At 53.7% G+C, this 25,512-nt stretch carries 26 protein-coding genes; 4 read left to right on the forward strand and 22 right to left on the reverse strand.

Annotated features, from left to right (window positions below):
• Positions 1-57 precede the first annotated feature (57 nt).
• Both LDN30_RS00915 and murI read left to right on the forward strand, forming a co-directional pair.
• Positions 58-582 carry an OmpH/Skp family outer membrane protein gene (locus tag LDN30_RS00915; RefSeq protein WP_223928464.1) on the forward strand — a complete coding sequence of 175 codons (525 nt, stop codon included), beginning with the start codon at positions 58-60 and terminating at the stop codon, positions 580-582.
• Positions 583-657: 75 nt separating this feature from the next.
• Positions 658-1,500, forward strand: a complete 843-nt coding sequence (gene murI, locus LDN30_RS00920; protein ID WP_223928465.1) for a glutamate racemase — start codon at positions 658-660, stop codon at positions 1,498-1,500.
• Positions 1,501-2,133: 633 nt separating this feature from the next.
• Here murI and cysS read toward each other — a convergent pair.
• From cysS to bamJ (LDN30_RS00985), 13 genes are all read right to left on the reverse strand, one after another.
• Positions 2,134-3,621, reverse strand: a complete 1,488-nt coding sequence (gene cysS, locus LDN30_RS00925) for a cysteine--tRNA ligase (RefSeq protein WP_223926728.1) — start codon at positions 3,619-3,621, stop codon at positions 2,134-2,136.
• A 4-nt stretch (positions 3,622-3,625) separates the two neighbouring features.
• Positions 3,626-4,123, reverse strand: a complete 498-nt coding sequence (locus LDN30_RS00930; protein ID WP_223928466.1) for an acyl-CoA thioesterase — start codon at positions 4,121-4,123, stop codon at positions 3,626-3,628.
• A gap of 158 nt (positions 4,124-4,281) precedes the next feature.
• A complete protein-coding gene (flxB, locus tag LDN30_RS00935; RefSeq protein WP_223928467.1) occupies positions 4,282-5,010 on the reverse strand; it encodes a flexirubin biosynthesis SDR family reductase FlxB in 729 nt (242 codons plus the stop codon).
• Positions 5,011-5,013: 3 nt separating this feature from the next.
• Positions 5,014-6,546 carry a phytoene desaturase family protein gene (locus LDN30_RS00940; RefSeq protein WP_223928468.1) on the reverse strand — a complete coding sequence of 511 codons (1,533 nt, stop codon included), beginning with the start codon at positions 6,544-6,546 and terminating at the stop codon, positions 5,014-5,016.
• Positions 6,518-6,760 (reverse strand): acyl carrier protein, encoded by a 243-nt coding sequence (locus tag LDN30_RS00945; protein ID WP_223926732.1) that lies wholly within the window; start codon positions 6,758-6,760, stop codon positions 6,518-6,520. The genes LDN30_RS00940 and LDN30_RS00945 overlap by 29 nt, the downstream gene beginning before the upstream one ends.
• Positions 6,761-6,771: 11 nt before the next feature.
• Complete coding sequence (locus LDN30_RS00950) at positions 6,772-7,992, reverse strand: beta-ketoacyl-[acyl-carrier-protein] synthase family protein (RefSeq protein WP_223928469.1); 1,221 nt, start codon at positions 7,990-7,992, stop codon at positions 6,772-6,774.
• Positions 7,993-7,997: 5 nt separating this feature from the next.
• The gene (locus LDN30_RS00955; RefSeq protein WP_373316479.1) at positions 7,998-9,128 is read right to left on the reverse strand and encodes a GNAT family protein; all 1,131 of its coding nucleotides are present in this window, start codon (positions 9,126-9,128) and stop codon (positions 7,998-8,000) included.
• A 553-nt stretch (positions 9,129-9,681) separates the two neighbouring features.
• Entirely contained in the window at positions 9,682-10,695 is a 1,014-nt protein-coding gene (locus tag LDN30_RS00960) for a M28 family peptidase (RefSeq protein WP_223928471.1), read from the reverse strand.
• Between the two features lie 24 nt (positions 10,696-10,719).
• A complete protein-coding gene (locus LDN30_RS00965) occupies positions 10,720-12,561 on the reverse strand; it encodes a membrane dipeptidase (RefSeq protein WP_223928472.1) in 1,842 nt (613 codons plus the stop codon).
• Positions 12,562-12,571: 10 nt separating this feature from the next.
• The gene (locus LDN30_RS00970) at positions 12,572-13,039 is read right to left on the reverse strand and encodes an Lrp/AsnC family transcriptional regulator (protein WP_223926737.1); all 468 of its coding nucleotides are present in this window, start codon (positions 13,037-13,039) and stop codon (positions 12,572-12,574) included.
• 158 nt (positions 13,040-13,197) lie between these two features.
• Entirely contained in the window at positions 13,198-14,232 is a 1,035-nt protein-coding gene (bamJ, locus tag LDN30_RS00975; protein ID WP_223928473.1) for a BamJ family beta-barrel-assembly machinery protein, read from the reverse strand.
• Between the two features lie 39 nt (positions 14,233-14,271).
• Positions 14,272-15,180: a BamJ family beta-barrel-assembly machinery protein gene (gene bamJ / locus LDN30_RS00980; protein WP_223928474.1), complete on the reverse strand. Its 909-nt coding sequence runs from the start codon at positions 15,178-15,180 to the stop codon at positions 14,272-14,274.
• 45 nt (positions 15,181-15,225) lie between these two features.
• On the reverse strand, positions 15,226-15,810 hold the full coding sequence (bamJ, locus tag LDN30_RS00985) for a BamJ family beta-barrel-assembly machinery protein (protein WP_223926740.1): 585 nt from the start codon (positions 15,808-15,810) through the stop codon (positions 15,226-15,228).
• A gap of 149 nt (positions 15,811-15,959) precedes the next feature.
• Between bamJ (LDN30_RS00985) and LDN30_RS00990 the strand changes: the two genes are divergently transcribed.
• Positions 15,960-16,658, forward strand: coding sequence for an SIR2 family NAD-dependent protein deacylase (locus tag LDN30_RS00990; RefSeq protein WP_223926741.1), 699 nt, complete (start codon positions 15,960-15,962; stop codon positions 16,656-16,658).
• A 22-nt stretch (positions 16,659-16,680) separates the two neighbouring features.
• Entirely contained in the window at positions 16,681-17,325 is a 645-nt protein-coding gene (locus LDN30_RS00995) for a hypothetical protein (RefSeq protein ID WP_223926742.1), read from the forward strand.
• Between the two features lie 410 nt (positions 17,326-17,735).
• Here LDN30_RS00995 and tyrS read toward each other — a convergent pair whose 3' ends face one another.
• From tyrS to LDN30_RS01040, 9 genes are all read right to left on the reverse strand, one after another.
• Positions 17,736-19,034 carry a tyrosine--tRNA ligase gene (tyrS, locus tag LDN30_RS01000; RefSeq protein WP_223926743.1) on the reverse strand — a complete coding sequence of 433 codons (1,299 nt, stop codon included), beginning with the start codon at positions 19,032-19,034 and terminating at the stop codon, positions 17,736-17,738.
• A 94-nt stretch (positions 19,035-19,128) separates the two neighbouring features.
• A complete protein-coding gene (gene yidD / locus LDN30_RS01005; protein ID WP_223926744.1) occupies positions 19,129-19,368 on the reverse strand; it encodes a membrane protein insertion efficiency factor YidD in 240 nt (79 codons plus the stop codon).
• Entirely contained in the window at positions 19,365-19,811 is a 447-nt protein-coding gene (gene rnpA / locus LDN30_RS01010; RefSeq protein WP_373316524.1) for a ribonuclease P protein component, read from the reverse strand. Before rnpA ends, yidD begins: the two co-directional genes overlap by 4 nt.
• A 16-nt stretch (positions 19,812-19,827) precedes the next feature.
• Positions 19,828-20,574, reverse strand: coding sequence for a uroporphyrinogen-III synthase (locus LDN30_RS01015; protein ID WP_223926746.1), 747 nt, complete (start codon positions 20,572-20,574; stop codon positions 19,828-19,830).
• Between the two features lie 7 nt (positions 20,575-20,581).
• Positions 20,582-21,415, reverse strand: a complete 834-nt coding sequence (locus LDN30_RS01020) for a DUF4271 domain-containing protein (protein ID WP_223926747.1) — start codon at positions 21,413-21,415, stop codon at positions 20,582-20,584.
• A gap of 54 nt (positions 21,416-21,469) precedes the next feature.
• Positions 21,470-22,726 (reverse strand): methionine adenosyltransferase, encoded by a 1,257-nt coding sequence (gene metK, locus LDN30_RS01025; protein ID WP_223926748.1) that lies wholly within the window; start codon positions 22,724-22,726, stop codon positions 21,470-21,472.
• Positions 22,727-23,230: 504 nt separating this feature from the next.
• Positions 23,231-23,791 (reverse strand): RNA methyltransferase, encoded by a 561-nt coding sequence (locus LDN30_RS01030; protein ID WP_223926749.1) that lies wholly within the window; start codon positions 23,789-23,791, stop codon positions 23,231-23,233.
• Positions 23,784-24,212: a SufE family protein gene (locus tag LDN30_RS01035; RefSeq protein WP_223926750.1), complete on the reverse strand. Its 429-nt coding sequence runs from the start codon at positions 24,210-24,212 to the stop codon at positions 23,784-23,786. Before LDN30_RS01035 ends, LDN30_RS01030 begins: the two co-directional genes overlap by 8 nt.
• Positions 24,213-24,253: 41 nt before the next feature.
• A complete protein-coding gene (locus LDN30_RS01040; RefSeq protein ID WP_223926751.1) occupies positions 24,254-25,510 on the reverse strand; it encodes a peptidase U32 family protein in 1,257 nt (418 codons plus the stop codon).
• Positions 25,511-25,512 lie beyond the last annotated feature (2 nt).

The following is a 25,512-nucleotide window of genomic DNA, read 5'->3' on the forward strand; positions in this document are numbered from 1 at the left end:
CTGTAGTGCTGCTCCGGAAAGGGGCGGGCGCTGCAGACTTTTGTCTTTTTTAGCAATATGAAGAAACTGTTTCTCGCTTTACTGTTGACGGTATTAATGCCGTCGGCCATCTGCGCGCAGACCGTACCGGCACCGGCACGCTATGGCTATTTCAGCTATAAGAAGGTTCTCAAGGCCATGGACGGCTATTCGATAGTGCGCCATAACATCGACCAACTGCGCAACCAGTACACTGCCGAGGCCAAAAGGTCGGAGGAGGACTTCAACACCAAGTATGAGGCTTTCCTCGATGAGCAGGCCGGACTGGCTTCAAACATCCGCAAGAAGCGTCAGGCCGAGATTATGGACCTGATGGAAAAGAACATCGCTTTCAAGAAAGAGGCCGAAAAACTCATTAGCGCCGCGGAGAACAGTGCTACCGATTCGCTCTGCCGTCTCATCGACAACGCAGCACGGGAGGTAGGACAGGAGCATGGACTGGCTTTCGTTTTCAACACCGACAACCACAGCGTTCCCTTCGTCAACCCACAGTACTGCGACGACATCACAACGGCCATAGAGGAGAAACTCGCCAAGAAATAAGCGGCCGAAGGTGCTTACCGGTGAACGAAAGCGCACCACCTCTGACCGCAAAACAAGTTATTACCGAGTAATATTATGGACAATCAACTTTCACAAAATCCAGGACCAATTGGAGTATTCGACTCTGGTTATGGCGGTCTGACGATCCTCCACGGCATCCGTCAGCTGCTTCCCGACTACGACTATATATACCTTGGCGACAACGCGAGGGCCCCTTACGGCTCCCGTTCGTTCGATATCGTCTACGAGTTCACCCGTCAGGCCGTTGTCAAACTCTTCTCCATGGGTTGCCATCTCGTCATCATCGGCTGCAACACTGCATCAGCAAAGGCTCTCAGGAGCATCCAGCAGCGCGATCTGCCGGAACTCGACCCATCGCGCCGCGTACTTGGTGTTATACGTCCTACGGCCGAAATTATAGGCAATCTGACCGTCTCGCGCCACGTAGGACTGCTCGCCACTGAGGGAACGGTGAGGAGCCAGAGCTACAATATGGAGATAAAGAAGCTGTGGCCCGACATTACCGTCACCGGCGTCGCCTGCCCGTTGTGGGTGCCAATAATCGAAAATAACGAGGCCGACAGTCCCGGTGCCGACTATTTTGTGAAAAAACGCATCGACCATATCATGCGTCTCGACCCGCAAATCGACGCTCTCATCCTCGGATGCACCCACTACCCCATCCTCATGCCGAAGATTATGAAGTATGTTCCTAACGGAGTGCGCATCGTGCCGCAGAGCGAATATGTCGCCGACAGCCTCAAAGACTATCTCTCGCGTCACCCCGAGATGGACAAGATGTGCACTAAAGGAGCCACAGCACAGTTCTACACCACCGAGAGCGCGGATAAATTCACCGAGAACGCACGTATCTTCCTGCCTGAGGATATCGATGTTAAGCACGTAGAACTCGAATAGCCGGCATCGCAAGGCTCACGGTATAATCCAACACCGGGACCGTTCCGGTAATGTCTCCGCAACCAAAATATTATTCGGTCAGGGTCACGGCTCTTTCATTTTAAATTTTGAACGACATGGCATGATTGTAGCCTTGATAGCCTCCGACAGATGATTACTACATAGTATGATGTAGATGGTGTGGCTCTATTCATCCGTCTATATTATTTAGCAGGATCATGGAGCAACAAGAGAATACCGGCAATAAGATGTAAAAATAATTCAGACAATTCTACGTTTTATTCCACCTTTATAAAACGCTGAATATCAACGTGTTACTAATACATGCCGTTTTGCGTTCTAATACGGGCCGTTTTAGGACGCAAAACGGACCGTTTGACAAGCCGAAACGGGCCGTTTTAGAACGCCAAATGGCATGTTTGGGAATGGTGTAAAGATATTTCGATATTGGTTTGTTGTCGCGTTGTCCTTTCCGGGCTGTAAGTATGATAGAGAAGGCAGGGCGGTTCCAGAACGAGCCTACGACCATTTGTAACCCCAACAACGCTAAGAGCGGAGAACGTACGCGACCGAAACCGGTCCATACATTCCCCGCTCTTAGCGTTATTATCTCACGTTTTTGCCGGCTGTCTATCAGCTGTTCAGCTTCCAGGTGGCACCATCCTTGGTGTCCTTAATCTCGAAACCGTCCTTGGCAAGTTCGTCCCTGATGCGGTCGGAAGTAGCCCAGTCCTTGGCAGCCTTAGCTTTTGCCCTGAGGTCGAGGACCATATCGACAACCTTTCCGAAGGCTTCCTCACGCTTACTGTTATTGCCGCTGCGCTCATCCTTGAGTCCCAAGAGGTCGAAGGTGAAGAGGTTGAACGTATCGGTAAGCTCTTTCAGGTCGTCAGCGCTAATCTGTGCCTTGTGGTCGAGGATGGAATTGATGACGTGTGTGGCCTCGAAGAGGTTGCTTATGACAAGCGGCGTCTGCAGGTCATCGTTCATAGCGTCGTAGCATTTCTGCCTCAGAGCGGCCACGAGCTCATGTGTCTTAGCATCGCTGGCATCGGAAGCCTGTACCCGTTTCAGGTCGTCGACGGCCGACATCAGCCTCTGATAGCCCTTCTCAGCGGCCTTCAGAGCCTCATTCGAGAAGTCGACGGTGCCACGATAGTGGGCAGAGAGGATGAAGAAGCGTATCGTCATTGGCGAGTAAGCCTGGTCGAGCGTAGGATGATTACCCGTAAAGAACTGCTCCAGAGTAATGAAATTGCCGAGCGACTTTCCCATTTTCTGGCCGTTGATGGTAATCATATTATTGTGCATCCAGTACTTCACCATCTGGTCGCCCTGCGAAGCCACAGCCTGAGCAATCTCACACTCGTGGTGCGGGAATACGAGATCCATTCCTCCTCCGTGTATATCGAAGTGATTGCCAAGGTATTTACGTCCCATGGCCGTGCACTCGCAGTGCCATCCGGGGAATCCGTCACTCCACGGACTCGGCCACCGCATGATATGCTCCGGCATGGCCTTCTTCCACAAAGCGAAGTCCGCCTGATTGTGTTTCTCCGTCGTACCGGCCAGTTCGCGGCTTTTGTTGACTATATCGCGCAGGTTTCGTCCCGAAAGTACGCCATAGTGATACTTTTTGTCGTACTTTTCGACATCGAAATATACCGATCCGTTGCTCTCATACGCATAGCCGTTGTTGAGAATTTCCTTCACGAGCTGCTCCTGTTCGATGATATGTCCGGTGGCATGCGGCTCTATCGACGGCGGCAGAACGTTCAGCGCGCGCATCGCATCGTGGTAGCGGTTAGTGTAATACTGCGCTATCTCCATGGGCTCAAGCTGCTCGAGACGGGCCTTCTTCTCTATTTTGTCGTCGCCTTCGTCGGCATCGTGCTCAAGATGGCCTACGTCAGTGATGTTCCGGACGTAGCGAACCTTGTATCCGATGTGCTGAAGGTAGCGGAAAAGGATGTCGAAAGTGATTGCCGGACGGGCATGTCCGAGGTGCGGGTCGCCGTAAACGGTTGGTCCGCAGACATACATTCCCACGTGGGGCGCATTGATAGGCTTGAAGAGCTCCTTCTGCCTGTGAAGCGTATTGTAAATTATCAAGTTCTGCATAATATTATTGATTTTTGTTGTTTTCACCTAAATATTTTTTCTGCCAGTCCGTATAGTAGTCCGGCAGGTCCACCATCAGATTTCCGTCAGGCCCTATGAACAGCTGCACCGACTCCCCCGTACAGCACAGCTTGCCGTCACTCTCGCGGTAAATGGCATATTCATAGTCGAGACGGGCCCCGGGATGGTAGTTATAGCGAGTGTGGACGACCGCCACATCGTTGAGACCGAGAGGCGAATGGTAATGGACATGAAGGTCGTAGACAGGCGCGTAGATGCCTTCACGCTCCATATCGGCATATCCAATGCCCGGATAATGGCGTCCGAACGACTCCCGTCCATCCTCGAAGTACTTGACATACGATCCATGCCAGACACACCGCATAGAGTCGATCTCGCTGAATTTGACCTTTATCCGCGTGATATCCTCGAGTTGGCGGGTAGCCGGCATCGGCTCCAAATTATCCTTTTCCTTCTTCATCTGTTCTCTTACGTTTGTCATTTCCGTTATATCGTCGTCACTAACAGGCCATTATGGACATATCTCCCAAATGAAACAGGGCTTGATTTCCGACCTCACGAGCATCGTTCTTGGGCAATACGGAAACATCATTCCGCCGCCGCAACCATTCTCTTAGGGCTGAAATCCGCCACTGGTCATTAAGTATAGAGTCCTCCGTTTATCGAGATGACATTGCCGGTGATATATCCTGCGTCGTCCGAAGCGAGGAAACCGATGAGCGCGGCCACCTCCTCCGGTTCACCGAAGCGGCGTGCCGGAATCGTCTTTTTCAGTCCGTCCTCATCGAGATCCGATGTCATATCGGTCTTGATGAATCCCGGTGCCACGGCATTTACCGTAATATTCTTCCTCGCCACCTCCTGGGCAAGGGCCTTAGTAGCAGCGATTATGCCGCCTTTAGCCGCCGAATAGTTAGTCTGTCCGGGCAGGCCCTTGATGCCGCTGAGACTGGCCATATTGATTATTCTGCCGAACTTATGGAACTGCATCATCGGAATGAGCGGTTTTGTGACGTTGAAGAATCCGTTGAGCGTGGTGTTCAGCACCGCCGTCCAGTCCTCGTCGGGCATGAGAGCGAGCAGATTGTCGCGCCGAATGCCCGCGTTGTTCACCAATATCGCCACATAATCGTCGGGATGAGCCTGCTGCCAGTCGTCGATAGCCTTCCGCGACGATGCCGCATCGGCCACGTCGAACTGCAGCAGCTCGCCGTCCTGACCCTCTTTCCGTACGAGTTCGAGGGTTTCCTCAGCTTTTTCACTATTGTGAACGAAGTTTATCAGTATGCGATAGCCCATCCGGGCCAGTCTCACACATGCCGCCCGTCCTATTCCGCGGCTTCCTCCGGTTACTAATGCGTATCTCATTTTCTATCTGTTGTTATATTGTTTGCTTATCTCCCCCACCGTCGCCAGGGCCGTCATCGTCACCCCCTGGAGTCCGTGGAGGATGAGACTCTGCCCCGTGAGCATCAGGTTCGGCACCGGCGTGCGCACCGACAGCTGTGTCATCAGCGCGTTGCTGTAGTCCTTTCTTATGCCGAAGGCCGAGCCATAGGGCGTATTCGTGTAGTCGCGGTAGGTGAGAGGCGTACTCGTATATATCTCTTTTACAGCCCCCGAGAGCCCTTTGACGACCGTGGAGGCCAATTCTATGCACTCCTCGGCGCGCCGCTGCTTCATGGCCTTGTAGTCGTCGCCGCGGCGGCCAACGCTCGTCGACTCCCACTGAGCCACCTCACTCCACAGCATTGGGGTCAGAATGTCAATCTGTGTGGCGTAGAGCTCACTGTCAGTGATATTTCCCGAAGCGTCGATATGGGCATCCTCCGGCACCCGACACGACACCATCAGTCCGCCGACGGGTCCTTTTTTCGTATAGAAATCCCACACATCGGCATTGCGGTAGACGTATTCGTTATGGTTGAAGTAGCGCACCGTGCGGGGCTTCAGCACTACCGACACCGTAAACATGCCGAAAGTGTCGGGCAGCATCGCTATCCGCCGACGGTAGACGCCCCTCGCCATCCTGCTGCCACGGAGCCACTGCATCGTGACGGCTGGATGGACATCGGATATGAACATCGCTGCACGCACACGGCGGCCGTCATTACACACAGCCTCATCGATGCGGCCGTCGTCCTCGACGAGCTCCACAACCTCGGCACCGCACACAATCTCGCCCCCCATACGGCGGATATCGCCGATGAGCGAGGCCGCAATCTGACCGCCGTCGCCACGCAGCCGCCACGCGCTACCGATATAACCGCCGTTGCAATGGAGGAACGTGAAGAGCGGCAACGACTCCTTCCGGAGCTCAAGTTTCATCGAAGCGCCCGAGACAACGTTCACGAGGAGCTCATCCGAGAAGTTCTGCGTGAGCCACTCCCAGGCGTTCGTCTCCATCATCTGCCGCGACATCTGCATGTCGCCGACATTGTCCGACTGTCGCACAGCCGCCACATAACGCTCGAGGGCCTCCCTCTCGGCGGGAAAATCGGCTGCGAGCACATCGACAAAGCGGTCGTAGCCCTGCGCCAGACGGAACGACTGACGGCCTATCGTCACCCGGTCGAAGCCTCCCGCGTCGAGTCTCACCCACGGTAACCGCAAGAGTCCCAGCCTGTTAAAGGCATCGTGGAGGGGCTGACCGGCATCGAGACCACCGACATAATGCATGCCCGTGTCGAAGACATAGCCTCCGCGGCGGTAGCCCTGGGTGCATCCGCCGGGCTGCCGCCACCGCTCCAGAACAATAACGCGACGACCTTGGGAGGCAAGAATGTGTGCACATTCAAGCCCACCAAGGCCGCTGCCGATTATCGCTACGTCGTAGTCGGCGGGCGCCGCGGTGGCGGAACCGTCGCCGTGACTATTACTTTGCGTGCTGCTCAATGTAGTCATAGAGGTCGTTGAAGGTCTCGATCTTGCGCAGGTCCTCTGTCGGAATCTTGATCTTGAACGTGTAATTGACTACAGCAACGAGGTCGACGAGGCTCAGACTGTCAAGACTGAGAACGTCCTTGATGGCTCCTTCCGGAGAGATCTTGGACTCATCTACCTCAAATTCCTCTGCGAGCGTGGAATTAACTTTCTGGATGATTTCTTCGCGTGTCATAAAATTTACTCCTAAATATTCTTTATTATCAATGTTGAATTGGTTCCTCCGAAACCGAAACTGTTCGAGAGAAACATGTCGAAATGTGCTTGTTGCGTCTCAGGGATGATGTTCAGCTTTGCGCTTTCCTCATCAGGATTCTCAAAGTTGATATTTCCGGCTATGAAGTCGTTCTTCATCATCAGCGTCGAGTAGATGACCTCACTGGCTCCGGCCATCCACATCTCGTGGCCTGTCTGACTCTTTGTCGACGTCACCGGCACGCGATAATCACCGAAATTCTGCGCTATGGCGAGTGCCTCACGGCTGTCGCCGACGTGTGTTGAGGTGGCATGGGCGTTGACATAGCCAATCTCCCTGATGTCCTTTATACCGCTGTTCTCAATGCAGTGCTTCAGCGAGCGCGCCGGACCCTCCACCGTCGGTGTGGAAATATGGTCGCCGTTGCCCGAGAATCCCCATCCCAGGACCTCTGCGATGATTGGTGCACCGCGCTTCACGGCGTGCTCATAGTCCTCGACAATGACCGTTGCGGCACCGCCACCGGGCACGAGACCGTCGCGGTCGCGGTCGAAGGGGCGGCTGGCCTTTGTCGGAGCGTCCTCACGGGTGGAGAAAGCCTGGATACCGTCGAAGCTCGCTATGCCGTACATATTGTTCTCCTCGGCACCGCCACAGACAACATAGTCCTGCAGACCGTTGCGGATGAGCAGTGCGGCCAGACCGATAGCCTGGCTCGACGACGAGCAAGCCGACGACGCCGTGAGGTTGATGCCCTTCAGATGGAACAGACAAGCGAGGTTCATAGATATCGTTGAGTTCATGCTCTGGAATATGGCACCACTGCCGCACATCTCTGTATCCTTGAACTCACGGAACTTGTCGAGAGCCACCATAGTAGCCTCAGCCACCGAGTCGTTGCCATAGATGATTCCCACCTCGTGGCTGTCGATAAACTCCTGGTCCATCTTGGCCATCTCCAAGGCCTGGCGGGTGGCCATATAAGCATACTGCGCCTCCTCGGGCATGAACTGCCGGAGGTTGCGCTTGACGTAAGGTTTCAGGTCGGGTTTCTTGACATCGGTGCACAGTGCCGACCGGAAGCCGGCGTCCTTGCGCTCCTGGCTGAAGATGACTCCGCTCTTTCCGTTATACAGCGCGTCGCGTACCTCGTCGAGGGTGGTGCCCAGACAGGACCAGATACCCATACCAGTTATTACTACTCTCTTCATAGAAATCAAATATTCTTTGTCCAGCAGCGCCGCCTCTTTAGGAATTCGGGGTTGAGAGGCTTCCACTGCGATATTTCTTTTACGTTGTTTTCGAGTTGCGGTCCCGTCTCGGCGTAGCGTATGCCCATACTATTGTAGACGGGTATAAGATGGTCGAAGATGAGCGCGTTGACGCCAAAGCCCTGATAGTCGGGACGGACGGCGATGAGCAGAAGGCCCGCCGTATGCTCAGGATGCCACCTGAGCGACCTCAGAAGGTAGAACCAGCCGAAGGGGAACAGACGGCCGTGGGTGCGCCGCAGGGCATGCGACAGACTCGTCATCGTTACGGCCACGGAAATGAGCTCGCCCTTCTCGTTCTCCACCACGGGCACCAGCTTGAGGTTCAGCAGCGGAAGATACTGCCGGATATACTCCATGGCCTGGCCTTCCGACATCGGTGTGAACCCGAACAACGGAGCATAGGCCGCATTGAGGAGCTTGAAAATCTTTATGCCGTAGCCTCCGAGCACCTCCTTCTTCGTCAGCGCCCGCACGTGCAGACCGAACATTTCCTTCGACAGCCGGGCCACACGGGCATAGCGCGCCGGCACTTCATCGGGCACCTTCACACGGATATGCACCCAGTCGACTGCCTTGGCAAACCCCATCCGCTCCATGTGACCGGCATAGTAGGGATAGTTGTAATATTCGGTCATGGCCGACATCGAGTCGAAATCCTCGAGAAGCATGCCCTCCTTGTCGAAATCGGTGATGCCGAGAGGACCCTCGATGGTGTCCATGCCGCGACTCCTGCCCCACTGCTCCACAGCCTCGATGAGCGCACGCGATACGTCGTCGTCGTCGACAAAGTCAATCTGACTGAACCGGACGACCTTTTTCTTCCACGTCTCGTTGGCATGATGGTTTATCACAGCGGCTACGCGCCCCACGACTTTTCCGTCGCGATAGGCTACGAAAGGCTGGGCATCACAGAACCGAAGGCCCGGATTCTTCTTTGGGTTGTAAGTATTCCGCACATCGATGTCGAGGTCAGGAACATAAGAATGATTACCTTTATAAAGAATATTCGGAAACTTTATAAAGGCATTCATCATAGATCTACTATCTGCAGGTTTTACTATTATACCCCCCATCAATGTTGCTTTTTAGATTGCAAAGGTACTTATTTCTTATTGTAATGACTATGAAATAAACAATATTTAACGAAACCGTCACTCCACCGAGAACATATATGCCGACATTACGAACATTCCCGTATTCAAAAACGAACATATTGGCATCGGGTCCGAGAGCGAATCGCCCCCGTTTTCCTATCCTTTCCTATCGTTTCCTATATCGTCCTATAATCGCAATTTACCCCTATAACAACAGGCTGATTGCCCCGTCATAATTGCGATAAATCTTTACACCTTTCCAATACATGCCGTTTTGCGTTGCGAAATGGACCGTCTCAGCGTCAAAAACGGACCGTTTTGCACTACAAAACCTACCCTTTTGCAACGCCAAAGAGTAGGTTTTGATAACCCATTGAATTTCAATGGATTACAGACGTGGATTTCGTTGAACGTAACTATGAAATATATTTACATCAATAATCTCCTTTATTAGAGTGGCGGACAGGGTTTCATACTGTATGAACCCTGCCCGACAATCATTCTTTTTCGTCCGCTTGTAGTCGCCCGAGCGTCAGCGTTGCTCCGAGTAGAGCACCTGAACGACGGTCTGGCCCACAGCTTTCAGCGTGTTCTTGTCGATGTGCTCCATCGTGTCGGAGGTCGTATGCCATGTCGGACCGAAAGAGTTGTCGGGCAGGTCGCGGTAGAACGGAATGATGTCGACGGTGGGAATCCCGGCCTTGTTGAGCGGGATGTGGTCGTCGGTGACGGCTCCGCCCGCAGCTGTCGGGAAGTACGACGAATAGCCGGCGGCAGCGGCAGCGTTCCAAACCTTCGTGACGATGTCGGGAGCGAACTGCGACGACATCTGCTCCTCGTAGAACTGAGCGCCCTCGCCGCCGACCATGTCGAGCAGGATGCCATAGTTCCACGACAATCCCTCGGGCTGATGAGCGGCGAAATACTGTGCTCCGAGAGCCCAGCTGTCGTCGTCGCCGTCCTTTCCGGAGTCCTCAGCGTCGAAGCAGACGAAGTCGACACCGATGTCCTTGCTGAGTTTCTTGTCGGCCGACAGTACTCTTGCCAGTTCCAGCATGACGGCCACGCCGCTGGCACCGTCGTTGGCTGCCATCACCGGTTCGTTGTGCTTGGTGCTGTCGGGGTCGTTGTCAGCCCACGGACGGCTGTCCCAGTGAGCGCTGACGAGGATGCGTGTTGCTGCCTTGGGGTTATAGCTGGCAATGATATTCGTCGAGTGGAACACCTCACCGTCGATGCCTTTGAGGTCGGCTTTCTGCGTTTTGACCTGAAGACCGTACGACTTGAACTTGCTGATAATCCATTTCTCACAGTTGTCGTGGGCTGTCGAGTTCATCGTCCGCGGCCCGAAGCTGCACTGGGCGGCGGTGAAGGCATAGGCCGAGTCGGCATTGAACTGCGGTCCCACGGGTGCCACAGCCACCGTATCGTCGTCGCCGGCTGCTGCCGACGCTGCCTCGCTGTCCTTATGGAGTTTCCAGCCATAGCCGCCACCGATAAGGGCAGCGACGATGATGCCGGTAACAATTTTCATTTTCCTTGTCATCTTATTGATTGTTCTCCTTCGTTTTTATTTCCTGACGGCCTGAACCTGAGCCATGACGCGCAGCCAGTTGCCGCCCCATATCCTCGCAATGTCGCGCTCGCTGTACTTCCGGCGCAGGAGCTGGAGGGTGAAGTTTATCATCTCGCTGGCATCGGCCATGCCTCGGACAGTGCCGTCGCCATCGAAATCGGTACCCACACCCACGTGGTCGATGCCCATTACGCTTATCGCATGCTCCAGATGGGCTATGGCATCGAGGATAGTGGCCTCGCCGTCCTTCTTCAGGAATCCGTGGTAGAGGGTAATATGCGCCACACCACCCTTGGCAGCGAGGGCCCGCATCTGGTCGTCGGTGAGATTGCGCGGCACATCGCAGAGCGCACGGGAGTTGCTGTGACTGCACACTATGGGCTGACTGCTGATGTCGAGGGCATCGTAGAAGCTCTTCTCCGCCGCATGACTGAGGTCGACCATGATTCCCTGACGGTTCATCTCCTCAATGACTTTGGCACCGAACTGGCTCACGCCGTTGTGCATATTGCTACCGCGGGCCGAATCGCAGATGTCGTTGTCGCCGTTGTGACAGAGCGTCATATAGACGACACCGCGCTGGGCGAAGTGCTTGACGTTGCGAATATCACCGTTGAGAGCCAGTCCGTTCTCGATGCCGAACATGATACTCTTGCGGCCTTTGCGCTTGTCCTCGTAGAGATCGGTGGGGGTGCGCGCTATACTTATATAGGTAGAATTGGCCCGGACAATCGACTCCAACTTGTCGAAGATGAGGTCGGCATAGTCGTTGGGGGCTATCGTGCGTTCCGTCACCGTCCCTTTCGAGGTCTTAACCTCGGCTGTCCGAATGTATTTCTCGGCGAGGTCGGGATTGAATTTCGCTATTCCCTCGAGGTCAATGTTCTGCGAGAAGCGCACCCCAATCTTCGGTTGTGGCAGGTAAGCGGCCATGATGACAGCGTCCTGACGGCCGTCGGTCATCTTGTGGAGGTCGTAGAGGATGCGCTTGTCGCGGTGACTGAACTCTACACCCTGAGGGAAGAACATCGGCGTATCGCAGTGAGTATCGAGTGTGAGCACATCGCGGTGGACGCGCTTGGCAATGTAGAAGTTATTTGCCTGACCCACAAGCCACTGGAAGATTTTCCTCCCTTCGTCGCCGAGCCATTCGGGATGCCACTGCACACCCATAATTGGCTTGTACTCACGGCTCTCGATGGCCTCCACGACGTTATCGGCCGCGACAGCCGTCACCCTGAAACGGGGTCCCGGTTTGCGCACGGCCTGATGGTGGAATGAGTTGACGACAATCGTGTCAGCACGGTAGATGCTGTGGAGAATGCTCCCCGCAGCAAGCTTGACAGTATGTGTCGGCTCCTGGCGCATGGCATCCTGACTGTGCTTCACGGTAGCTCCCTTCTCGTAGATGTCCTGGTCGACTTCGCCGCCAAGGGCCATAACGAGGGTCTGGATGCCCCGGCAGATACCGAGAATAGGAATCTGACGGTTGAACGCGAGCCGCGTAATGAGCAGCTCGGGGAGGTCGCGGGTGGCGTTGATGCCATGCAACTTCGCCGACGGTTCCTCCCCTGCCCACAGCGGATTGTAGTCGCCGCCACCGGTGAGAAGCAGTCCGTCGATGTGGTCAAGGGTGTTGACGATGACGTTGCGGTCGGCAACGGGAGGTATGAGCACGGGAGTGCCACCGGCCTCCACCACTTGTGTGTAGTACTTGTCGGCGAGAGTGGCACAACCATCGGCATAATTGGCGGTGATGCCGATAACCGGCTGGTGCCTGCCCTCGGGGAAAGTGTTGTAGAAGTCGGACAGTTGGTCGTCCAAATTGAATCTCATAGTCGCTCGATTACTCCTCCTGCTGTTTTATCGGCAGCCCGCGCTTAATGCTCTGCTCAAGCGAGATGAGGGTCTCGGTGCTGACAACTCCGGGGATGCCCTGCAACTGATTGTTGAGCAGGTCCATAAGCTGCTCGTTGTCCTTGGCGTAGACTTTGATGAGCATAGTGTACGGACCGGTGGTGTAATGGCACTCGACAATCTCATCGATGTGCTCAAGATGCTCAACGACCTTGCGGTACATGGAGCCGCGTTCGAGGTTTATGCCGATATAGGTACATGTGTTGTAGCCTAAGCTCTTGGGATTTACGTCGAAACTACTGCCCGTTATAACACCTATCTCAATCAGTTTCTGCACACGCTGGTGAATGGCAGCCCTGGAGACACCGCACTCTTCGGCGACGTCCTTGAACGGGATGCGCGCATTCTTCGAGAGAATGGAGAGTATCTTCTTGTCTAATCTGTCGATTTTATCCATTTAATATAATTTTTGGTAAGTTTGTCGCATATTGGTTTGCAATCCGAAAGCAAAATTACAGATATTTACTCAAACGTGCAACTCAAAGACAAAAAAAATGCGCCAAGGAGGCGCATTTAATTTATTTATGTCAATGATATTGACAAAGTTCGGTCCAATCAGTGCTTTTTAGCAGCCACTTTCTTAGGTGCTTTCTTCACTACTGGCTTTGCTGGTACCTTTTTTGCATTCTTGGCAGCAGCATTTGCATTCTTTGCAGCGGTCTTGGCGTCAACAGCAAGCGACTCGTCGTTCTTCTCCTGGATGCCTTTGAGCTCCATGGTGAAGATGAGAGTAGAGTACGGAGCGATGTCGCGGCCGGCACCACGCTCGCCATAAGCGAGGTTGTAAGGGATGTAGAGCTCCCACTTCGAGCCCACGGGCATCATCGTCAGAGCTTCCTGCCAGCCCTTGATAAGGTTCTGCGGCGTGAAGATATCGGTCTTCGATCCGTGGTGCTTGCTTGTCGCGTCGAAGACGGTACCGTCGATAGTGCGGCCCTCATAGACCACTTCGACCTTGTCGGAGAGCTTAGGAATGGCTCCGTCGCCCTTCTTGATGATGCGGTACTGGAGGCCAGAAGGCAGGGTGACGACACCCGGTTTCGTCTTGTTGGCGGCGAGGAAGTCCTCTCCCTTCTTCTTGTTCAGGCTGTCGGCGCGGTTCTTGTAGGCCGTTCTCTGGTCGGCAAAGACCTTCTCAGCCTTGCTCAGCGTGTAGTGAGTGGTATCGTTTGTCAGCGATGCGAGGAATCCGTTGAACACCATTTCCTCGTTGAGGGAGTCCGAACCGATTGTGAACTCCTTCTGAAGTCCCGGCAACATGCGGCTGATAACCATCTGAGCAATCTGCTCACCGGCGTGGAATCCTTTCTGATTAGGGTCCTTACGCTTTGCCACGGCATCCTTGAAACCGGCTATAACGTTCGGCATGTCGGCATCGGCAATGTCAAAATTCTGGTGCAGGAACGGCATCAGACCGTTCGTGAGAGCCATTCCCGATACGTAGCTCAGGCTGTCGTTGGCTGTTTTCAGTACCACCTTCTGCTCTGTAGCAGGGGCGGTCTTCTTGTCTTTCTTGTTGTCCTTGGCACTGACAGTGCCAAAAGAGGCACTCGCCAGGATAGCGAGCGCCAATAATATGGTTTTTCTCATTTTAATGAGTGTTTAAGAAACGTTGTTTCTTTCGTCCGATTATCTCACAGGCATCTGCTGTGGAGCACCCTGAGCCTGCGGATTCTTCTCAACGCTGAGGAGGGTAATGGTGAAGTGGAGTGCAGAGTAAGGCTTGATAGGACCCTTATCCTGAGCACCGTAAGCGGCATCGTAAGGAATATAAACCTCCCATGTGGCACCTTCCTTCATGTGTGTGAGGGCGAGCGTCCAGCCCGGAATCATGCCCGATACCGGCATTTCGGCGTTGTCGCGCTTGTCGAAAGTCTTGCCGTCAGGGGTCTGACCGTTGTAGTTAACCTTTGTCATATCCTGTACGGTAGGAGTCTTTCCGGTTCCGGCTTTCACCTCTTTATAATATACGCCGTTGCCCAACGACTTCACTCCCGGCATCTTGGCTACCTTGGCCATATATGCATCGCTCTTCTTCTTGTTGGCTCCATAAGCCTTCTCGAAGTAGTGCTCCTGCACCAGTTGTGCGTTACGCTGGAACACTTCCTGTGCTCTCTGCGGCGTCATGGCACCAGCCTTGTGCTTCATGCCGGCCTTGAGGCCCTCCATGAACTTATCCATAGGCAGAGTCTTTGTAGAGTCGTTGGCGAAGAGTTGTGGGTATATGACCTGCTTGAAGCGCATGCTCTCGCTGACACCGATGGCAAGACCCTTGTTGTAAGCGTCCTTATCCTTGTCGCCGGCACTCTGGACACCATCCTTTACACCTTTGAGGAACTCATCGATGTTGGTGGAATCGACACCTATCTGCTGGAGAGCCATCTGCATCTGCTGACTTTCCATGACACCCATTGCGTAAGCCAGAGAGTCCTCTTCCTTCTGCGAGCCTGCATCCGACTTCTTGTTTGAATTGCCACAGCTTGTGAATGTTGCAGCCACGGCGATAGCCATACCGGCTACCAATGCGATTTTTTTCATTTGCTTGTCTATTGTTATATCGTTGTATTTCGTTGTCGTGTCGCTTTACTTCACCTTGTGGAGCTCAACGTCGAAGATGAGAGCAGCGTAAGGCGGGATATCCCGTCCGGCGCCACGCTCACCATAAGCGAGGTTGTAAGGGATGAAGAAGCGGTACTTGGCACCCTCCTGCATGAGCTGCAGACCCTCGGTCCATCCTGCGATAACCTGGTTGAGGGGGAATGTGGCGTGCTCGCCGCGACGGTAGCTGCTGTCGAAAACCTTTCCGTTGATGAGCGTTCCCTCGTAGTCGCACTCCACGGTGTCGGTGGCCGACGGCCGCTTTCCGTTGCCCTCGCGGAGGACAGTGTACTGTAGACCGGACGGCAGGGTGACGACCCCCTCCTTCTTTCCGTTCTCGGCCAGGAAGTTCTCGCCCTCAGCTTTTGCTGCTGCCGACTTTACCTTTTCCTGTTCCACGAAGAACTGGTTTACTATCTGCTGTGCTTCCTCGTCGCTGACGGCAGGTTCCTTGCCGCTGAGAGCATCCTTGATTGACTGCGCGAAGTCGTCAACGTTGATGTTCTTCGCTCCTAATTGTGAAAGCTGGCGGCCAATGCCCAGGCCAAGGGAGTAACTTAATTTGTCCATTGATGATGTTGAATGTAGTTTTTATGCTATCTGTACAATTTAACGTGCAAAGGTAATTAATTTCTGAAAACAAAGCATTGTTATTCCAATAATTTTTCTTAATTTTGCCAGTGTTATTGAGATATGTAAAGCAGAAAGGGAAATAAAGTATGAAGAAGATTGTTTTTCTTACCGGAGCCGGAATGTCGGTCGAAAGCGGATTCAAGACATTCCGCGGCAACGATGGTCTGTGGGAGAACTATCCCGTGGAGCAGGTGGCAAGCCATGAGGGTTGGGAACAGGACCCGACGCTGGTTACAAACTTCTACAACATGCTGCGCAAGAAGCTCTACGCCGCCCAGCCCAATGAGGGTCACAAGATTATTGCGGCCCTGGAGAAGGAATACAACGTGACGGTCATCACCCAGAACGTCGACAACCTGCACGAGAAAGCGGGCTCCACGCACGTCATACACCTCCACGGCGAGCTGACGAAGGTATGCTCGAGCCGTGAGCCCTACGACCCGCAGTACATCGAGGAGCTCGGTCCCGACAACTCGCAGGTGGCTCCCGGCACTAAGGCCGGCGACGGATCGCTGCTGCGGCCGTTCATTGTCTTCTTCGGCGAGAGCGTTCCCATGCTTGAGCCGGCGGCCCGTGAGGTCGAGGATGCCGACATCTTCGTTGTCATAGGCACATCGCTGAACGTCTATCCGGCAGCCAGTCTGCTATACTATACCAAGCCGGGGACACCGACATTCCTCATCGACCCCAATGCCGTCAGCACCGAGGCCCGTAACATCACGTACATACGCAAAGGTGCCAGCGAGGGAATGAAGGAACTCGCCGAGATGCTGCCGAAACTCTGAACCGCCAAGAAACCATCACGAAATGACCCATCCTCTCTGGAACGACGAATACTGGCTGTTGCTGCTGCAACTGTACCTGAAGAAGCCTGTGGGCATGAAGCCTTTCTACTCGCGACAACTTGTCGACCTGAGCTTAGAGACCCATGTGCCCCCACGCTATCTCTACAACCAGATGTTCCGCCTGCGCCACAGCGACTCGCCGCTGCTCCACCTGCTGTGGGAGACCTACGGCAAGCAGCCGAAGAAGTTGGCTGACGACGTGAAAAAGCTGAAGAGGATGAAGGGATTCGGCAAGTCGGAGAAATTCTACGACGGCGTTGAGATTAAGGAGACCTTCGAGAAGGACTTCCGTCCGCTGCCACAGAACAAGCAACTGAAGCCCGTGATGCTCATAATGATTCTCGACCTCTACTTCCGGCTGACCCCGATAACGATGAGCCCGGAGACTCCAGAGGTGCGCCAGCTGGCCAAACTCATGCACATCACACCGCAGCTCGTCGCCGATGTCATGGATGTCTTCCAGTTCTGCGACCCCTATCTCAACCGCGACGACATGATAATCAATCCCCTTCTCCTCCCTTGTCAGGAGATATGGAACCGCTATGGCAACGACAACCCGGAGACTCTCTCGGCTCTTGCCGCCCAGCTGCGCGACTACTTCAAGTGATTGTCGTAGCCGGTTTCGTCATTTGAGATAATGGATAACATCGGTCCGATAAATACGAATTATCTTTACACGATTTCAATACATACCATTTTGGCTTGCGAAACGGCCCGTTTCAGCGTCTAAAACGGGCCGTTTGGCATTGCAAAACAGGCCGTTTCGCAACGCAAAATGGCATGTTTTGTAATCCATTGATAATCAGACAACTACAAAGGCGGTATCAAAGTGTATGTCGTTTGAAATACTTTTACATTCCGACACCCATATTATTAATATCTTATATAATATATAGGCACAAAAAAATCCGGCTCACAAATACGTTGCTGCATATTCGTGAGCCGGACGTTATCGTTTCTCCGTCGTGAAGAAAACGGTGCCCTGTCGGTTGATTTTCAATCCTCCGGGCGGCTGATTTACTTCACTGTGATGAGATAGTAGTTCTTCTTTCCACGCTGAACGAGGAGATACTTGCCGTCGATAAGGTCGTCGGCGGTCACCGGACGGTCGAAGGCGGTCACCTTCTCCTTGTTCAGGCTGACTCCGTTGCCCTTGACGAGCTTTCTCATCTCACTCTTACTTGGGAATATCTGCCATCCTTCGCGACAGAACACCTCTACAGCCGGCTGTCCGAGCTGGTCCTTAGGCAGGTCGTAGTGGGGCACGTCCTTGAAGACATCGTTAAGGGTAGCCTCATCGAGTTTGGCGAGCTGGTCCTTCGTTGCCTTACCGAAGAGGATGTTCGATGCGGCGATAGCCATGTCGAGATCCTCCTTCGAGTGGACGAGCGTCGTCACCTCGTCGGCCAGACGGTGCTGCAGAACGCGTCGGCCCGGGTCCTGCTTGTGCTCCTCGATGAGTCCTTCGATGGTGTCCTTGTCGAGGTCGGTGAATATCTTTATGTAGCGCTCGGCATCAGCGTCGGTCACGTTGAGCCAGAACTGATAGAAAGCATACGGTGTGGTGCGGTTGCGGTCGAGCCATACATTGCCGCTCTCGGTCTTGCCGAATTTCTTTCCGTCGGCCTTGGTGATGAGCGGACAGGTGAGGCAGAAAGCCTCGTTGTCGTTGCCGAGGGTGCGGCGGATGAGCTCTGTTCCGGTGGTCATGTTTCCCCACTGGTCGTTGCCGCCCATCTGCATCCTCACGCCCTTATGCTCGTAGAGGTAGAGGAAGTCGTAGCCCTGGAGCAGCTGATAGGTGAACTCGGTAAACGAGAGTCCGTCGCGGGCCACTCCGTTGAGTCGCTGCTGTACGCTCTCCTTGGCCATCATGTAGTTGACGGTGATGTGCTTACCGATGTCACGAACGAAGTCGAGGAACTTATAGTCCTTCATCCAGTCGTAGTTGTTGACCATCTCAGCCTTGTTTGGTTCCGTACCGTCGAAGTCGAGGAACTTCGAAACCTGCTTCTTTATGGCCTCCTGGTTATGATATAAGGTGTCGGAGTCGAGGAGATTTCTCTCCTGGCTCTTTCCCGACGGGTCGCCAATCATTCCCGTCGCTCCGCCTACGAGCAGATAAGGCTTGTGGCCGCAGCGCTGGAAGTGGCGCAACATCATTATTCCGCAGAGGTGTCCGATGTGAAGCGAGTCGGCAGTAGGGTCGGTGCCGAGGTAAGCCGAGGTGAGGTTCTTCATGAGATATTCCTCCGTTCCTGGCATGATTTGCGCAAGCATTCCTCGCCATCTCAGTTCTTCAACAAAGTTTTTCATTTTCAGTTGATTGTTTATTTTTATTCGTATATCCCCGCCGGAGCATTGTTTCGCGGTCGGGACTGTTATTGGGGCGCCTCACGATGAGGACAACTTACGGCACCGGGTCGTATCCGCTGCCACCCCATGGGTTGCATCTAAGTATCCGCCATATAGCGAGCAGGAGGCCTTTTATGGGTCCGTGCTTTAGTATGGCCTGCCTTGCGTATTCCGAGCAGGTCGGTGTGAACCGGCATGACGGGGGCGTGTAGGGCGTGATAAACTTCTGATAGAACACTATCGGCTGCACCAACAGCCACGCCAGGGCATGCCATAAAGCTTTCAGCACCTTCATATCTTCTCGCTGAGTCGTGTGAGCAGTCCTGAAACCTTGGCCTCGACATCGGCCGAGGAGTGCAGTTTGTCGTCGAGCCAGATAAAGGCCATGACGACTGTGCGGTCGAAATGCTCGTGCGCTTTCAGTGCGCCGACGACCGTCAGCTTATGATGCCGGTATGCGTCGCGCACCTGCCGCTTGACCCTGTTGCGCTTGACGGCACGCTTGAAGCACCGCTTCGGCACCGAGACGAGGACCTGCGTCTGCGGCTCGAGGTCGATACGGTCCTTCACCATATACACCATCCGTAGCGGAAAGGCCGTCATTGCCCGGCTCTTTCCGCCATCGAAGAGCGTGTCGATGAGCGTCCGGCTCTTTAACCGCTCTTCCTTAGGTAGTGTGAATGTACGTTCTGTCAACGTGGGTGAATCATTATTGAGTATTGCCGCGGTCGGCGGCATCACCGTTTACTGACGGTTACTTCTCCTCCTTCAGATAGTTCTCCAAGGCCATTGCCATCGACGGGAATTCCTTCGACGGTGCCTGGAGGTCGAGACGGAGACCCTGGGCGTCGATCTCGCGGGCCGTAGCAGGTCCGAAGGCAGCTATCTTGATGTCGCCCTGCTTAAAGTCAGGGAAGTTCTTCAGGAGCGCACGGACACCCGTCGGACTGAAGAAGACGAGCATGTCGTAGTCGAAATTCTTCTTCTCCTCATCGGTGAAGTCGTTGCTGACGGTGCGGTACATGACGCACTCTTTGTGCTTCAGATGCTTCGAGTCGAGGAGATTCTTCACGTCATCGTTATGAACCGAGCTCAGCGGGACAAGGTATTTCTCGGTCTTGTGCTTCACCATTGTAGGCAGGAGGTCGTCAATCTTTCCTGTCTTTCCGAAGAACACCTTCCGCTTGCGGTACTGGACGAACTTCTGTATGTAGAGTGCTATGGTTTCGATGGAGCAGAAATACTTCATATCCTCGGGAATGGTGATGCGCATTTCCTTGGCTAAGTTGAAGTAGTTGTTAATTGCATGTCGCGAAGTGAATACTACAGCTGAGTAGTCGAGCAAGTTGATTTTCTGCTGACGGAATTCCTTCGCGGATATTCCCTCAACCTTGAAGAAAGGACGGAAGTCGAGCTCTACGCCGAACTCCTTGGCGATGTCGAAATAAGGTGATTTCTCACTGCTCGGCTTTGGTTGGGAAATAAGAATCTTTTTAACCATTTCTGTCTTAAAAATTTACCTTCAAATTGTTTCCTGTGATAAGCAAAATGCCTGCTAAAGCAAGAAGCGGCATCAGTTCAAGGGCACAAAAGTACAAAATATTCTGGACAATTCCGCCGTTGTGTTTGAAAAAGATTGTATTGCACTTGTAAAATGAAAGCAATTTAACTATTATTACTAATATTGCCCCATAAATCACTGCTGTTTGCAGTGACAGTGCAAAGTAAACCTCAAGCAACAGTGCCGGGAAGAAGAGTACGCCCTCTATGGCTGTGAGGAAGAGCCAGGCCTTAGCCCATTGGTCATTTTTTTTCGCATTAAAGAACACCCATCCCACGACGTGGTAGCTAATCTTCTTTACCACGAAATATGCCATGAAGATGGCCGTAAAAATCGCTATGACCTTCAGCTGCGACATCTGTGAGTAGTCGTTGTGGAGCCCGAAGTGGGAGAAGATGTAGTAGAAGATGCCCATGGTGAGTGCCGTCTGGACGACGAGGAAGGCCTGGACGTTTATCTCATAGTCGGTTTCGGTCATGTCGGCCACGCTCCTCGGCACGTAGAAAAAGTTCTTTATCTGCCTGACAATGAACGTTCTGGACACCGAAATGGCGAGCATGCCGAGGATGAAACATCCCAACAGCAGCGAGGTGATGGTGTTGTCGCTGCTGACAGCGTACGGAACGTTGTCGCCGAGGATACCCTCCTCCTTCACCGACAGCGACAGTCGCAGCGTGTCGGTGTCGTTGCGGACGAAGGTAACGTGCGTAGCGTCGAAGCCCTTCAGCGGGTTCACCTTCGGTATTCCTACGGGTCGTACGGTATATGTGCTGTCTGGCATTATTTCCTTTCTTTCCTTTCCGGGCACAGCAGTGCCGTGCCCGCGGTTGTTTCCTTACAGTCCGAAAGCCTCCTTGAGGCGCTCCACCTGGTCGAGTTTCTCCCATGTAAAGAGCTCCACCTTCATCTTCTTTGTCTCGTGGTAGCGGCTTGTGAATTCTTTCTCTACTATCTCGTTCTTCCGTCCCATGTGTCCGTAGGCCGCAGTCTCCAAATACATTGGCTGACGGAGCTTGAGAGTCTTCTCGATAGCCTTTGGACGAAGGTCGAACATCGTCTTTATCTTTTCGGCAATCTCACCGTCGCTCATTGCCACATGGCTGCGTCCGTAGGTGTTGACATACACACTGACGGGCTCAGCAACGCCGATGGCGTAGGCGAGCTGGACGAGAACCTCATCGCTGATGCCTGCCGCAACCATGTTCTTAGCTATATAGCGCGCAGCGTAGGCAGCCGAACGGTCCACCTTCGAGGAGTCTTTTCCCGAAAAGGCACCGCCACCGTGGGCACCGCGTCCGCCGTAGGTATCGACGATAATCTTCCGTCCGGTGAGTCCGGTGTCGCCGTGAGGGCCTCCAATGACGAACTTTCCCGTCGGATTGACGAGGTATTTGATGTCGTCGTTGAACAGGCTGAGCACCTTCGGCGAATGAATCTGCTCTTTAACCTTGGGAATCAGGATGTTAACAACGTCGTGAGTGATAATCTCTCGCATCGTATTGTCGTCGGCAAAGTCGTCGTGCTGCGTCGACACAACGATAGTATCGATGCGCTGGGGTATATTGTCGTCGCTGTATTCCACCGTCACCTGGCTCTTGGCATCGGGGCGGAGATATTTCATAACCTTTCCCTCCTTGCGTATCTGAGCCAGAGTCCGCATGATGAGATGTGCCAGGTCGATGGTCACCGGCATATAGTTCTCAGTCTCGTTGCATGCATATCCGAACATCATTCCCTGGTCGCCGGCACCCTGATTGTCGTCGTCGCCGTTGTCGACACCACGGTTGATGTCGTCGCTCTGCTCGTGGATGGCCGTCAGGATGCCGCATGAATTGCCGTCGAACTGATAGTCGGCCTTCGTGTAGCCAATCTTGTTAATTGTCTGACGGGCAATATTTTGCAGGTCGATATACTCCGTTGAGCGCACCTCACCCATGATAATGACCTGCCCCGTGGTGTTGAACGTCTCAATGGCACAACGGGCGTTGGGATCGTAAGCGAGGAACTGGTCGAGCAATGCGTCGGAAATCTGGTCAGCAACTTTATCGGGATGTCCCTCCGAAACTGACTCTGAGGAGAATAAATAAGACATATACGCTTGTGATTAATTGTCCTTATAAACTTTTTGGGGTACAAAGGTAGTAAAAAAAAGTAGGAAGGCCGTAAGTTAAAAGGGTAAAAAAGAATAAAATGCTGAAATATATTATATAAATGTGTCTGGCAGCCACCAGCAGAGCCCAGAAACCTTATTCCGTTCGCAGTTTATCTCCTCCGATGCGGGCAACTATCTTGCATAAAAGAGATTAACTACACTCAAGAAAAATATTAACTACGCCCTAAGTATTCGGAGCAGTCCACATGGACACTTGAGAAGTAGCCCTCAGGGCCGTCAAATCGACCTCAGCAGCAAGAATAATCCTCAATCAGGCCTGACTACGGTCGCAATGCAGGGCTGTGATTAAGGATTATTCTTACTATTGGATTAGCATAAAAGCCGAAGAAACTTTCTTGATTTCAACAGATTATATAGCCTGAGTGCCGTCGTTGCTATATATATAATGTATAGCTCCACCGTCCTTCGGACTCGGAAATACCGTCAGCCGCGGAGGGAGGTCATGAGGCGACGGGCAAACTCCCAGATGACGATGCCGGCCGTAACGCTGACGTTGAGGGAGTGCTTTGTGCCGAACTGCGGTATCTCGAGGCATGCGTCGCTCATGTCGACGATGTCCTGGCGCACCCCTTTCACCTCGTTGCCGAAGACGACAGCCACACCGCCGTGGCCGTCGGCACCGGGAATGGTCACCTCATCGAGGCGGTTGAGCTTCACGCTGTGGTCCACCTGCTCCACGCTCCACACGCTGTAGCCGCGCTCGCGGAGGGCGGCGACGCAGTCGGCGGTATCCTTATAATACGTCCAGTCGACGCTGTCCTCACCTCCGAGAGCCGTTTTGTGAATCTCGGCGCTTGGCGGTGTGGCCGTGATACCGCAGAGGCACACCCTCTCGATGCGGAAAGCATCGCCCGTACGGAACACGCTGCCGACGTTATACGCCGACCGCACATCGTCGAGGACGACCACAAGGGGAATCTTCCGCGAGGCCTTGAACTCGCCGACGGTGAGCCGCGACATCTCTATCGTGCGCAGCTTATGCATTGTCCTCCTTGGCTTTATAGGCTATGGCGTAGTTCTTGATTTGCTTCACCATCGAGAGCAGACCGTTGGAGCGTGTCGGCGAGAGATGCTGGCGCAGTCCAATCTTGTCGATAAAGTACAGGTCGGCATCGAGAATCTCCTGCGGCGTATGTCCGGAGAGCACCTGTATGAGCAGGGCAATGATTCCCTTGGTGATGAGGGCGTCGCTGTCGGCGGTAAAGATGAGTTGTCCGTCGACATAATCGCACTGCAGCCACACGCGGCTCTGGCATCCATCGATGAGGTTGGAGTCGTTTTTGTACTTCTCGTCCAGCTCACTGAGGTCGTTGCCGAGGTCAATGAGCATCTGGTATTTGTCCATCCAATCGGTGAGGTCGGCAAATTCTTCTATGACCTCATCCTGAGCTTCGTTTATTGTCATTGTCGTATATTGAATTGTTAAGGAGCCCGCGGCTCCATCACTTAATTGTTGCCTTCTACCTTTACGCGCTTAAAAACCTTGTCGTTGGGGCGCACCTTTCCCTCGACGGGCACCGACACACGGATGTGCTGGGGCGCATGCGTCACGGGGCCGTTGTCGTCGTGAATCTCCGTAGCGGTGACATACATCACTCCCGTGGTAGGACCGGTGATGAGCAGACGGTCGCCAAGACTGAAATCGGAGGCCTCGACGGCAATCTCAGCCACGTTGAGACGGCTGAAATACTTCGTCACCTTACCGATGAGCACCTTCTTCTCCGTGGCCATCGAGCCGTAGTTCTTGTTCCATTCGCCGAGCGTCTGACCCTGATAGTAGCCGTCCCAGAATCCACGGTTGAAGACGGTGGCGAGCCGCTTGTCCCATTCGTCCTTCTTGGCCTCGGTGAACGTGCCCTCGAGCACGCTCTTTATGGCCTCCTTATAGCATGTGACGACGGTGTAGACATATTCTGGTCCACGGGCCCGACCCTCAATCTTGAACACCCTCACGCCTGCATCCATCATGCGGTCGATGAAGCGTATGGTCTTCAAGTCCTTAGGACTCATGATGTACTTGTTGTCGATGTCGAGCTGATTGCCCGTCTCGTTGTCGGTGACGGTGTACGACCGACGGCATATCTGCACACACTCGCCGCGGTTGGCAGAGCGGTTGGCGGCATGCAGACTCATATAGCACTTGCCCGACACAGCCATGCACAGGGCACCGTGGCAGAACATCTCGATTCTCATGAGCTCACCCTTAGGACCGCGCACGTCGCCGTCGACGATCTCCAGGTGAATCTTCTTCACCTGGTCCATGTTCAGCTCGCGGGCCAGGACGCTCACGTCGGCAAAGCGGCTGTAGAACTTCAGGGCCTCGATATTGGAGATGTTCAGCTGCGTCGACAGATGGACCTCGAGGCCAATCTCATTGCAATAGGCCATGACGGCAACGTCGGAGGCGATGATTGCCGACACACCGGCCTCGCGGGCCGCATCGAGAATCTCGCGCATGTCGGCGAGGTCGTTGTCGTAGATGATGGTGTTCACCGTGAGATAGGATTTAATCCCATGGTCGCGACAGACGGATGCAATCTCCTTCAAGTCGCTGATGTCGAAGTGGTTGGCCGAGTGCGACCGCATATTCAGCTTGCCGACACCGAAGTATATCGAATCGGCGCCGGCCTGGATGGCTGCCGAGAGCGACTCACGGGAGCCGACAGGTGCCATTATCTCAAAATCGTTCAGTTTTGCATTCATGG

Origin of the sequence: Prevotella lacticifex (assembly GCF_019973375.1) — a bacterium.
Lineage (GTDB): Bacteria > Bacteroidota > Bacteroidia > Bacteroidales > Bacteroidaceae > Prevotella > Prevotella lacticifex.